Source organism: Bacillus nitratireducens (assembly GCF_036320425.1).
Taxonomy (GTDB): domain Bacteria; phylum Bacillota; class Bacilli; order Bacillales; family Bacillaceae_G; genus Bacillus_A; species Bacillus_A nitratireducens.
In genome coordinates this window covers 223399-236791 of record NZ_JAUMJO010000005.1, presented here as the reverse complement: position 1 = coordinate 236791, position 13393 = coordinate 223399, and the positions used below count along the sequence as shown (strand labels likewise).

Annotated in this window: 8 protein-coding genes; all 8 read right to left on the bottom strand. The window is 31.7% G+C overall.

Features of this window, described 5'->3' with window-relative positions; translation table 11 throughout:
* Positions 1–86 precede the first annotated feature (86 nt).
* Positions 87–1901 (bottom strand): polysaccharide biosynthesis protein, encoded by a 1815-nt coding sequence (locus Q3V31_RS20035; protein ID WP_105589837.1) that lies wholly within the window; start codon positions 1899–1901, stop codon positions 87–89.
* A 441-nt stretch (positions 1902–2342) separates the two neighbouring features.
* Positions 2343–3002 (bottom strand): CpsD/CapB family tyrosine-protein kinase, encoded by a 660-nt coding sequence (locus Q3V31_RS20030; RefSeq protein ID WP_090813741.1) that lies wholly within the window; start codon positions 3000–3002, stop codon positions 2343–2345.
* The gene (locus Q3V31_RS20025) at positions 2992–3690 is read right to left on the bottom strand and encodes a YveK family protein (protein ID WP_044439499.1); all 699 of its coding nucleotides are present in this window, start codon (positions 3688–3690) and stop codon (positions 2992–2994) included. The genes Q3V31_RS20030 and Q3V31_RS20025 overlap by 11 nt, the downstream gene beginning before the upstream one ends.
* 558 nt (positions 3691–4248) lie before the next feature.
* Positions 4249–5130, bottom strand: coding sequence for a UTP--glucose-1-phosphate uridylyltransferase GalU (galU, locus tag Q3V31_RS20020; protein WP_041488624.1), 882 nt, complete (start codon positions 5128–5130; stop codon positions 4249–4251).
* A 236-nt stretch (positions 5131–5366) separates the two neighbouring features.
* Positions 5367–6575, bottom strand: coding sequence for a glycosyltransferase family 4 protein (locus Q3V31_RS20015; protein WP_240514157.1), 1209 nt, complete (start codon positions 6573–6575; stop codon positions 5367–5369).
* Positions 6565–9804, bottom strand: coding sequence for a CDP-glycerol glycerophosphotransferase family protein (locus Q3V31_RS20010; protein WP_090813740.1), 3240 nt, complete (start codon positions 9802–9804; stop codon positions 6565–6567). Before Q3V31_RS20010 ends, Q3V31_RS20015 begins: the two co-directional genes overlap by 11 nt.
* A 221-nt stretch (positions 9805–10025) precedes the next feature.
* Positions 10026–11618 carry a CDP-glycerol glycerophosphotransferase family protein gene (locus Q3V31_RS20005; RefSeq protein WP_090813739.1) on the bottom strand — a complete coding sequence of 531 codons (1593 nt, stop codon included), beginning with the start codon at positions 11616–11618 and terminating at the stop codon, positions 10026–10028.
* 146 nt (positions 11619–11764) lie between these two features.
* Positions 11765–13393 (bottom strand): teichoic acids export ABC transporter ATP-binding subunit TagH, encoded by a 1629-nt coding sequence (gene tagH / locus Q3V31_RS20000; RefSeq protein ID WP_090813738.1) that lies wholly within the window; start codon positions 13391–13393, stop codon positions 11765–11767.

The window sequence follows — 13393 nt, the reverse complement described above, 5'->3', positions numbered from 1 at the left end:
ACTAACCACCTGTGCATACTTCATTCTCATTTCTCTACATAGTAAAACATAATTCTAAGCATATATATGCAGATCAAAATCCATATTTACATCATATTTTGTGGAGTTATATGACTATTTGCCAATGTCAATACACGTTTTCTTAATTCCGTCTTCTCGAGATTCTTATAAGTTTGGAGAACTGCTTCAATTTCGTTTATACAAAGGTTCGATGTTTTACCTATATAAATTTTAGGATGAATTTGTTGTTCATGTATTTCTTCTTTTTTCAATAGTTCTTCAAAGAGCTTCTCTCCAGGTCTTATTCCAGTGAACTCTATTTGTATTTCTTCTAGCGAATTTCCTGATAATGTAATTAAATTTTTCGCAAGATCTACTATTTTCACAGGATCTCCCATATCTAACACAAATATTTCTCCACCTTTAGCTAATGCACCAGCCTGTATTACAAGCTTGGACGCCTCTGGAATTGTCATAAAGTAACGAATCATATCTGGATGTGTAACCGTAACTGGACCACCTTGCTTAATTTGTTTTTTAAACAACGGTATAACACTACCGCGGCTTCCTAATACATTACCAAATCTTACAGCCACAAACTTTGTATTACTTGTTTTGTCCAAGTTTTGAATTACCATTTCAGCAAGCCTTTTTGTTGCTCCCATTACACTTGTCGGATTCACAGCTTTATCTGTAGAGATCATTACAAACGTCTCGACCCCATTCCAGCTTGCCGCTTTTGCCACGTTTGTTGTCCCAATTAAATTGTTTTTGATAGCTTCTTCGGGGTTACGTTCCATCAATGGTACATGCTTATGTGCAGCGGCATGATAAACAACTTGAGGCTGATATTGACTCATTACTGACATCATTTTCAGATCATCCTGTACATCAGCAATTTCTGTGGTAACGACAATATCTGTGTCACCGTATAGCTCTTTCAATTCCATTTCGATAGAATAAATACTATTTTCACCATGACCTAATAAAATCAATTGTTTTGGGTTGAATTTTGCAATTTGACGACAAATTTCAGATCCAATTGAACCACCAGCACCAGTTACTAAAATAATTTTATTAGTAATAAATTCTGAAATACTTTCAATATCCAATTCAACAGGATCACGTCCTAATAAATCGTCTACTTGGACATCACGAAATTCATTCACTGAAACTTTTCCAGTCACTAAATCCTCTAGCATTGGAAGAATTTGTGTTTTTATTTTTGTCTTGGAACATTCTTGAAAAATCATATTTAATGCTTTCTTGCTAAGTGAAGGAATTGCTATTATGATGCTATCGATATCTAATTGCTGAACAGCAAATTCAATACGGTCAATTCCTCCAATTACCGGTATTCCAAGAATATCCAACCCTTGTTTCTTTATATTATCATCTATAAATGCCACAGGCAGTAATTCAGTATCATTACTATTCAAAAGTTGCCTTACAACCATTGTACCTGCAGAACCCGCACCAATAATTAGTGTTCTTTTTTTGTCCTCCCCTTTTTGAATATAAGCATCTCTGAACATCCGCCATAGAAAACGTGATCCTCCAATCAGTAAAATATGAATCATCCACGTTACAACAAGAAGACGGAAATAAATATCTTGAACCAATATTTGTTGTACTACTGCTGTTGTGATAACAGAAAGTGTGATTGCTTTTAAAATAATTAGCAATTCTCCTACACTTGCATACTCCCATGCTTTTTTATAAAGCTTATAAATAAAAGAAAAAATATGATGGCTAAATAGCAGCGTCATTGCACTCACTACGATGGGAAATGTTATGACATTGAAATCAGCACTTACTAAGAAGCGACTAAAGAAAACCGTAGTTAATACGATTAAGGAATCAATTAAAATTAATAAGGATAATCTCTGGCGATACGTCATAATAGGCCCCCCTCTCTAAATTTTTTATATATAATAAAAGGAAATCCTCATAATTGTTATCTTAGAATTAAAAGATTTATATATTGAATATGTCTAGCTAAACATATAGACAAGGAAAATAATCAATAACCAACTAATACAAAGTTCCTATCTACAAAATCCTTTAGAAAGACTTTCTAGACAAGAACTTCAAATAAATTTGGGCATCCAACCCTCCCTCACACCACACTCTTGACGACTAACGTCTAAGGTTCTTCAACCCACAGTATGATCGAGTGTCTCCATTGATAGTGGTAAGGAGACATCACCGTACCCTATAATTTTTTATAGGTAGTCTTTCATTCTCTACTATAAAATATATGAAAAGCTTCTCATCCTTACGTCACCCATTAGGAAAGCGCTGTATTATTATTTTATGTATAATCAATTCTAATAAATCCCTTATACTTTTTTATTTAGAATAGCCCCTACAAGCTTTCCTTTTGTTAAATCTAAGGCCCTATTCGCTTCAACAACTGCTTCACTAGCAGTTTGATAGCAACTTAACACCAATAATACCCCATCACATTGACTAGCTAGTATATTTGTATCTATAACCTCAAGAAGGGGCGGAGAATCAAATAAAATAATGTCATACTGCTCTATTGCTTTGCTAATTAAATTTTGCATAGATGGTAAACTAAGCATCTCAGCTGGATTATTAATTTCGGGACCACTTGTCAATATATGTACATTTCTGATTTCTGTCTGCATTACCACTTTTTCTAATGCTGCTTTTCCCTCCAAAACATTTGTTAATCCAGATTTATTTTCCATTCCAAAAATCGCATGTAGTTCCGGAGTTCGCAAATCCGCATCAACAACTAAGACTTTTTCATCTCGCTGAGCCATAGAAACCGCCAAATTTGCCACAGTGGTGGTTTTACCTTCTCCATATCCAGGAGAAGTAATAATTATAGTTCTTGTTTTGTCCGTGCCAATTGCAAATTGAAGGTTAGTACGAATTGTTCGATATTCCTCAGCCATCTTCGATTTCGGAGCGATATGAGCAATTAAATGACTATTATCAAGGATACGGCTTTGCTTTTTATTATGAATCAAATGTTTTCCCCTCCACTATTACACTTTCTCTCTTACTTGTTTTATCTACTATATTATTTTTCTTCATTTGAGAAACACTTCCTAAAACGGGAACCGGTAATAATTTTTCAATGTTACGTTCCGATTTAATTGTTTCATCAAGAGAATCCAATACAAAGACTACTCCGATACTCAGTATAAGACCGGCAGCCAAGGCCATCTCAATCGCTTTTGCATGATTCAAGTTTATCGGTAAAGGATGCTCTTGTACTTTTGCTTCTGTTAAGATGCGGACATTCGAAAAATTTAGGATAGCATTGGCTTCTTCTTTATAAACATTTGCTGTAGCATTGGCAATTTTGACTGCCTGGGCTGGATTAGTATCTACAGCCGTAATAACAAAAACCTGTGACTCTTCAATCTTTCCAACACTAACCTGTCCATTCAATGCATCTGCTGATTTTTGCGAATTTAATTGCTGGGCCACTTTCTCTAAAACAATAGGTTCCTTTATCATCACTTTAAGTGTAGCTATAGCATCAGCATTAGCTGGAATGAGGATTCTTGCAGAAGACGCATATAAAGGCGTTTTCATGAAAATGCTATATATACCACCAATACATGCCGCTAATATCGTAATTACTGCAATAATCCAAAATTTTCTTTTTATAACATTAAATAAATTTTTTAAGTTTATTTCCTTTTCCATGTTTCCCCTCCATTACTGTCTATTTAACTAATAAAAAAGCTAATCGCTGGTAAATCAAATCGTATAACCTAAGTTAATTCTGATTATATCGAACATAATTTACTAAATCATAAGTAGAATGAATTTTCTGAGTATAAATTTCATTCGGAAATTTCACTCCTTGTTTCTTTAATCTTAATATACTCATTTAATATTCATTTTAGTTCTTGATAATGAACCCGTCAATATAAATTTATACATCAAATCCAACAATTACCTTAGTATATTTAATTCAATTATCCTTATATAAATTCAAAAATAACTTCATAAATAATTATTTCAAGTGAATTATTTTATTCAAATATTGATATATTATAAAAACTATTTAAAACTGAATTAAACAATATCCTACAAGTTTGACGACTGAAAAAAAGAAATATTATTAAAAAGCTAATTCCAAAAACAGATTTACCTTAACTGTTTAACCAACATATTGATTCTGATCCATAAAAATTTTAGCATCCTTTTCTACAAAAAAAGACTTCATTTCTAATGTAGTCTTTTTTGTATCGTTAAAGCTTAGTTACAAACCATTTCGCTTTCCACTAACTTTTTCATATAATCTAATAGCTCTTTTTTTAACTCTTCGTGTTGCAGTGCCATTTCAATTGTTGTTTGAATAAACCCTAGTTTTTCTCCGACATCATAGCGTTTTCCTTCGAAATCATATGCAAATACACGTTGAATTTCATTTAAACGCTGAATCGCATCTGTTAACTGAATTTCTCCGCCTGCCCCTGTTTGTTGATCTTCTAAGAACATAAAGATCTCTGGAGTTAACACGTAACGCCCCATAATCGCTAAGTTAGATGGTGCTGTTCCTTTAGCAGGTTTTTCAACAAATTTACTCACTTGATAACTGCGATCCTTTTGCTCTAGCGGATCAATAATACCATAGCGATGCGTTTCATTCTCTGGAACAGTTTGAACACCAATTACTGATGATTGTGTATTCTCATATTGATTCATTAATTGGCGTAAGCACGGCGTATCCGCTTGAACAATATCATCACCAAGTAGTACCGCAAATGGCTCATTTCCAATAAATTTACGAGCACACCAAACAGCATGTCCTAAACCTTTAGGCTCTTTTTGGCGAATATAATGAATATTGATCTTTGAAGACTCTTGTACTTTTTCAAGAGTTTCATACTTTCCTTTTGATAGTAAGTTTTGTTCTAATTCAAAGGAATGATCGAAATGATCTTCAATTGCACGTTTTCCTTTTCCTGTTACGATAATAATATCTTCAATTCCAGACGCAATTGCCTCTTCCACGATATATTGAATTGTTGGTTTATCCACAATTGGTAACATTTCTTTTGGCATTGCTTTTGTTGCTGGTAGGAAGCGAGTCCCTAATCCAGCTGCTGGAATAATAGCTTTTCTTACTTTTTTCAATGATATTCCTCCTAGTAATCTAAAACATATTTATATAAACTATAAAATTTAACCACTATAAAAAGAATTAATAATTTAATTACACTACTATGTAAAAATAAATTATCTATCCTCTGTTTTAATTTTATGATTTTTGCCTACTCATATTTCCCACATTATTATTCTATAACTAAAGATATTACTAATACAAAATCAATGAAATATTATATCGATATCTCTGACAATACCTTCTTATTCTATTTTAACTTTTTTTGTACTTGTTCTTCTAAAATATTTTCCCACTTATCACCAACAACGTTAAAAGTATATCTTTCAACATTCTTTTTAGCCCTACGACCATATTCCTTTCTTAATTCTTCAAATTCCATTAAGGTCATTAATGAATTAGCAAGTTCATCAATATTTCCTTCTTCTACAAGCAATCCATCTTCTTTATTTTTAATTATTTCGACAGGCCCTGTACAAGCAAAACTTACACAAGGGACTCCTACTGACATGGCCTCAATTATAACCATTCCAAAAGGTTCGTATCTGGAGCTTAAAACATAAATTGATGAATTAAGCATCTCACCAATAATATCATTCGTTTTTGGCATTAAGAAAATATTATTATAGGCTTTATAATCAAAAATCTGCTGTCGAAGAAGTTGTTCATCTTCTCCCGAACCAAATATTTTCAGCTTCCAATCCGGATATTTCTCTATAACTTTAGAAAACGCAGGGACTAAAAGGTCAAAACCTTTCTGAGGTACATATCTACCCGCAGCAATCACTACTTTTTTATCTAGTGCAGCTATTTCTTTAGGAACTGCTGTAGCATTTTCTACTTTATATAACGTTACCCCAGTTCCCTTTAATAGTGATTGATAGTCGCTAATTTCTGAATCTGTTAAACATGTTAAAGCATCTAATTTCCCATAATATTTTTCAATTTTATTTTGTAAACACTTTTCATGACCACCGAAATACTTATGTTCTTGACCAATCTTAATTACATTATTACTTACAAATCTAGTTGCTAAGATATTAAATGATGGTATTGTTGTAATTAAGATACCCTCATTAATTTTCTTTAGAGCCGCAATAATCTTAAAATCGACAAAGAGATTAAACATATGATATAAATCTTCGCTTTTATCTATGAAATAACTAGGCATTTTCAATAAGATCTTTTTTATTACTTTCTGGTAAAGAGGTGTGTTTCTCCCAAATAATTTTCCTCTTCTAGCATCAAAGATAGGATTAAGCTTTACTTTTTTATTAATATCGAACATCGGTTTTGCACTCGTTCTTCTAACACTGACAATCTCCACATCATAATTTTGAGAGGCAAAATAGTTAGCAGTATTCACAACTGTTCTTACAGTTCCCCCCATTCCATAAATATTATATACAAGAAAGGTAATTTTCATCCTTATATACCTCACTATTTCTTTATTTTTCATTTGATATTTTCTTGATTTCTTTATAAATTCGTTCAAAGTTCTTTTTATCATGACGCGCATAATATTTTTTAGACTTAATGAGGTACTTAGGTTTATATTTAAAATCTTTTTGAACATACTCATTAATATATTTTATTACTTCATCTTTTGTATATGCTATATCTCCAACTAACTCCCTGCTCAAATCTACATAAGATCCTCTATGTTTCAAATAATCATTGACATCAAAATGATAGAAAATCGATGGTTTTTCCAAATAATTAAAATCAAACACAACACTTGAATAATCGGTAATCATTAAGGAACTACTTTGCATCAATTCTTTTACGCTTTCTTCGCCTAATTTAACAATTTGTATTCTCTTATTTAAAGATGAAAATTCTTCTTTATATTTTTTTTGTATTTCGATATGTGGAAAGAATTTTAATACTAAATCATTTTCCTCTAATAGATTATGCAACCTCTTATCTTTTAATAATTGACTATAATGCACATAAAAATCTGATGCTAAAAATTCTTTTTTTGAATCAATAATCCAATCTCTCCATGTAGGCATAAGAAGAATCTCTCGAGTTTTTCGACTTTTACTTTTATCTACTAAAGAATCAAATCTAGCTAATCCGGTAACCATCACTTGATCCTTTTTAAAATTCATTTCGTTTATCATAATATTTTGTTCATGTGTAGAGGAAACAACGAATTTTTTAATCATTCCATTATAAGACTTTCTATTAAACTGCAATTTTTTCATTGCAATAATACCATGTTGTAGGTAAATTACTTTCTTTGGATTACTTCCCATCTTAGGATGGACAATGCTTGGAATAACATCCCTAATGCCATGACTTACGATAAGATATTCACTTAAATGATATAGAACAAGGTGTTTAAAACTATCATACCGCAGAACCTTTTCTTTATACGGTTCTAGGTTGGCCATATTTTTATTATTGGTTGTACTCACATAATAGTAATTTTCTGAGGTTTTATTCTTAACACAAGACTCAAAAAAAGCAAATCCATTATCTTGCGCAACTTCCCCCAAATTTTCCCCAATAAGCCATACTGGTTTCTTTCGAAATTTACTCCATACTTTAGCAACTCCTCTGGCCATTAAGAATTTTATTTTTTCTTTTTTTCTTTCATGTGCCTTTAAGCTCCTTATTTCAAGTGACATTATCTTATCCTTTTTATTAAAGAACGTAGAACAATATAAACCACTTTCCATTTTTATCGCATTTTCTTTAAAAGTGGAGTTTTTATTGATAATATTTATATCCTCACAAAGTACCATTGTTTCCACAGTATTATTATTAACATTCGCAGCAAAGTACACATCCCATTTCCCTGCATCATGAAGCTCATTTACTTTCATAAATGATGAATTAATATAAAATAGATACTCATTAAGATTATTTAATTTACCTTTCTGTGTTACAGTTTGACCAGTTTTCTTTTCCTTAAAAACTAACCTTGCATCTTGCAATTCAAGCTGTTTTTCTACCGTTGAATAAATTTTGAGTTTTATATTATCCTTATTTACATCCATTTCAGTACAATAGGATTGTAAAGAATTCTGTACAGACACTGATAATTCATTTTGATTTGTATAATAGGGCTGAATTTGTATCGGATGCCCATTAACATTCCGGTTTAATGAAGGATAAATAATTGCCTTTGCTTTATTCTTTATATCATCTAAATTGGATATGAATTTAAACACAATATTATTTCCATTACCCTCAATATAAATCATAAACTGTAAGTTTACTTCACCAATTGTTTCAATATCAAATGAATCCCAATCATATGAGCTATTAAAATAATAGCCTCCGTCTCCTTCTGAAAATTCATTTATACAATTGATTTTTAAATCCATAGATTCCTCATGAAGATACACATCTTTTAAAACATAGTTAACATCCGGAATGCTTACAAAGCCTTTTACGATTAGCTTACTCGCTTCATAATCAACTCTAATAACATCACAGTATACTCCTTCATCTCTAATCAATACTGCCAAATTATTATCTAAAGTAACATATGGTCGAATTCTTTTTATAGTACCGGATCGGGAATAAATTGTTTTAGGTATAACTACAAAGTCCATTTTAGCTTCTAGGATAGAATCTAGATTTAATGGAACTCTATCTTTAACCCCGCTCACTTTAAAACTTAAGAACACATCCCAAATTCCCTTTTCTTCAAAGAAATCACCTTCTTCAAACGCTATTGTCTTTGTAAAAGAATGGTTTATTATCCTAATAGGATGTGATTGATGTTTTTTCGTATCTCGATGGATAAACAATAACTCTACCATCTGATTTTCCGCATCCACCATACAATTAAATTGCACGAATCCTTCGATAGTGAGCTTGTTCTGTCCTAAATTTACAGTTTTAATTTTAGTAGAAACCATTCTCTCTTCGTTTTTTTCAATTTTAAGAATTAATTCCTGTTTATTATTACGAGAAAACACGTGATAATACAATTGATCATTATAACGAAAATAATGTCCAACTACTTTTTTTTCTTGTTTATTTTCAACCTTTATTAATACAGACTTGCCATTAAGCTCCCCTTCGCAATACAATTCCCAGTTACCTTCATATAAAGGATTTCCCTTTAAATTCAGCGTTACTTGATATTCATTTGTACTGTCATTCACTTTTAAACCTGTTAAGTTTTTCACTTCTTTTGTAAGGCCATTTTTCAAAAAGAACTCTTTTAAATAAACCTCTCTACGTTTAGACTTCGGGGAGAAATCCCCCAGTATTACAAAATCTTTTTCTTCATTTTCAAAAATTTCATTTGCAGAGACAACAATACCTACAGAGTCTTTTCTACTAAATTCAACACACTGTTCAACTGAATTAATCGCATTCACTTGAAAAATTGTGTTATCAGGACATATAATGAATTCCTTCCCCAAATTGTTATATACATGAAGAACAACAATGTCTTTATCTAGTTGTAAATAAACTTTTAATTTTCCATTATTCATTATTTCGGAAAGTCCCGAAATTGGTAGAACACATATAATTCTATCTTTATGGATTTTCATACTAGATAGTGATAACTGTTTTTTAGAATTTCCTTTATGAATAAATAATCCCTTTACTCTCTCATAAATATCTTGCACATTTCCATCTGTTTGTATAGAGATTTCAAGTTCGATGCTTTTATTTTGCGTAATTTTCATTTCTTCCAATAACACTTTTACTTTCAATTCAATCTCACCTTTCAGCTGTTAACAGTTAAATCCACTATCCGACTACTTTGTGTCCATTCCTCTATTTACAATTTATTTTTTATAACTTATATAAAAAATTATCCTAACTACTATCATTAGTAAGAGAGGAATTAATATATTAAGATAAACAGAACATAGTATACTTATTTATTTAATTAACAATATAACGAAACAATTCTAACTAAAAAAGGGCGGATTTAGTTTTTCAGTTGCTCTCTCTTTGCAAGGATCTCCAGGACAATTCTCTTTGAATTATTTTGATCGATATATGAGAATAAGTGATTTCTAAGCAATTTATACCTTTCTTTCTCCTTAAATCCATTATGCATATAGAAAGTTAAGAGTTGAACTAGTTCATCCACGTGCACACATCTATCTCCAAATAATTCATGTTCTACGTTTAAATAACCATTCATTATATGATCGAACTGAAAGAAAATAATTGGTTTTTTTAAATAATACATATCCCAAGAAACACTAGAATAATCTGTTATAAGCAGTGAAGATTCCATTATCAACTCATTAATTTTTATATCTTTGTATTTTACAAATTGTACATTTGAAGTATTACACTCAAAATAACGAATAGAACTATGAATTCTTGGATGCATACAAAATTTTAAAATAACGTTATTTTTCTCTAGTTGCTCAACGAGGGTTGTATCATTTAGCAGCCTTTCATATTGCCTATAAAATTGACTATCTAAAAACCCTTCCTCGGATACCTCATCTAGCCACTCTCGCCATGTCGGTAGCAATAGAATTTGTTTTTGCTCCCCACTCTTATCTTGCAAATAATCCCACCTTGCTAATCCACTCACAATGATTTCATCTTCTGTATAATTAAAAAATTGTTTTACAATTTCTTTTTCATATTCCGAAGATACACAAAATAAATCCGTTCCATTCGGACTACCTTTTTTAAAAATTGAATCCACCTTTTTCAAACCTAGCACACCATGTTGTAGAAAAACGTGCTTTTTAGTATGAATAACTTTCTTTAACGTTCCCCTGTTTTCTTTCCATATATAACAATGTGCCTTTGACTCAGAAGATATCATAAGTGTACTAGCAAGGAGATAAATCATATACTTGATGCTCATAAAGTCGATAACTTTATCCTCATATTGATCAAGCATCTTATAGTCATTAGACTTTTTGTTAATCACATAATATAGATTGGGAATTTGCTTATGATCATAGCAATACTTAAAGAAATAATAAGAATTATCTTGTGCGGTATGGCCAAATTTCTCATATACTAATACAATGCCTTTTCGATCCCAATGCCATTTAAATGTATAATATATGATTAATGCCAGCTTTTCTTTCAAAGCATATTTTAACTGATCATAGGTTCCCTTCCTTCGATAATGTAAGCTGAGTCCACCTTTAATAGTCACATATGGATATACTACATATCCATCTTCACCATGGTCACGCTGTAATCGATTGTTTAGCTTTCTATTAACAATATAGCTGGGATGTTTAATTCGATAACTTTTAAGTTCATCGGATTTCAAATGTACATAAAAATCCCAAAAAAACGGGCCTAGCTCAAGTTGACCCAGCTCTATTTCAAAGATAACCTTTTTTTCAAATTCATTTACGCTACTTTCCTGATACGGGAGTTGATAAACTTTATCTCCGTTCCTTTTTTTTAAAGTTATAGCCTCGACCGTACATTTATCTCTGCATTTTACTCTAATAGCAAACTGCCATTTTCCTTTTTTCTTCTTAAATGACGTTATTCGTATTTTAGAAATTAACTTTCCGGAGGATTTGACCATTCGCTTCACTCTTTCTTTAGCACTTCAACGAATCAAAATCATATAGTTGTATATATGATTTTCAAGAAATTTGTATGTTATAACTCAACTATGAGCGATATACGAAGGTTTTAATCCCACCGTAATCATGTAAACACTTCATCAATTTAATTAGCATGTAAAAATATAGATATTTGATCAACAGTTATACCATCTGCGGATGAAAATTTAAAATCATATTTATCAGAGCGGTATATAAATGATGCTCCGTCTTCACTTACTAACTGCGCTTGACCTAACTTCTCTAACATCGCCACCTTAGGGATAGACATATTCTGTATTGTAACCTGTTTTACAGTGAACTGATGGTTATATAGAACATTGATATTTTCATAACTATTTAATGTACCCTCTAATAGTTCTTCGGTGTTTTTTGGCTTCCCTATCACACCTTGTACATCTTGTTGATTTTTTCCTAATAAGGATATACCACTTTCAAAGTTTTGATTTGAGCCCGATAGCCCCTTTAACTTGTTGGAGATAACCTCATACTGTAAAGCTGAGCTAAAAGGAATCGTACTTGACACACCCTCACTAATCCATCCTTCTGTTCCATCTTCATATACAATTTCCAACCAGTTTATATCGTTTTTTTCATCTTTTTGCTGTGTCTTTACCACAAACGGTGTACCAAATTCCATCATAGCTACTTGTTTACCATTTAGATTTGGCATACTTCTGATCTTTGCCTTTGCCATTTTCACATATCGAATATCTAAATCCGCCAATGGATTTTTTCTCTTTTCATTAGACACTTGTTTCTTTTTACTTTCAGCTTCCGCCTGAGGAGGCTGGACAAACAGATCCTTCTTCAAATAAGCAGTACTCCCAGCTCCGATACATAAGACCAATCCTGCCAATGGAATCATATATTTTTTCTTCCGTTTCCTTGGATTTAATCTAGTATGTGCAATATCTAAAGCCTTAGCGTCCTCCTGCTTCATTTCCTGACCGGCTTGTTTTCTCTGTGCTTCTTCTTTAAATTTTTGTTGCTCCTCTTTACCCATAGCACGGTATTCTTTTAAAAACTGTTCGTATTTAGGCATTACGTCTTGCATAAGCCCATAATCCTTAATTTCACCATATTCAATCCATAACGCTTTTGTACAAAATTGCTTTACTTGTCCTAATGAATGACTCACAAAAAAGATCGTTTTCCCTTGTTCTTTAAATTCATTCATTCGTTTTAAACACTTATCTGTAAATGTTTGGTCACCTACAGACAAGGCTTCATCAATAACTAAAACATCTGGATTAATATTCACAGAAATTGCAAAACCAAGGCGAGATTTCATACCGCTAGAATATTTTTTTACAGGCATATCAATAAACTTACCAATATCGGCAAACTCGATAATTCCTGGTGTTAATGTTTGAATCTCATCCTTACTTAGCCCCATCATCAAACATTTCAATTCAATATTTTCTCGGCCTGTTAATTGGTTATTAAGTCCGGCAGCTATAGCAATAAGTGATATTTTACCCTTTATATCAATAGTTCCTGCCGTAGGTGGTGTAATACCAGCAATTAAATTAGACATTGTTGATTTACCAGATCCATTTACACCAATAATACCAATTACATCACCTTTTTGGGCTTCAAAACTTAAATTTCTTAACGCGTAGAAATCTTCACCAAACCCGCCCGGATATATAATATCCTTTAACTTATCAGAACTTTTACTATGCATTTTATATTTTTTTGTTACATTATGAAACTTCACTGAATAGTTCAT